Source organism: Peribacillus sp. SIMBA_075 (genome assembly GCF_046534585.1).
Window position 1 is genome coordinate 1 of record NZ_JAWRYN010001047.1, and the last position, 255, is coordinate 255.

Here is a 255-nt window from a genome sequence, read left to right on the forward strand (position 1 = left end):
GACTTATCGCCATCGGGGTCATGATCGCGTTCTTTTTGCTGTGCATGCTGCTTTTCTTTTTGCTGGCCTTTGCCGTTGGCGGAGCTTTTGACCCATTTTTGTTAGTTGGCAAAGATTCGAACCCGGTATTTATGGTCATACTGTTCATCTTTGGCTACTTTGCATTTATTATCGGTTCGATCCTTTTCCCGGGATATTTCCTCTTGCGCTGGAGCTTTTATATGCCGGTCGTATTGTTTGAAGGAGACGGGATAG

The 255-nt window shown here is 45.5% G+C and carries 1 pseudogene; it reads left to right on the plus strand.

Annotated elements, in window-relative coordinates:
* Nucleotides 1-255 (plus strand): annotated as a pseudogene (locus SB775_RS31490) (ABC transporter ATP-binding protein); the annotation flags it as partial.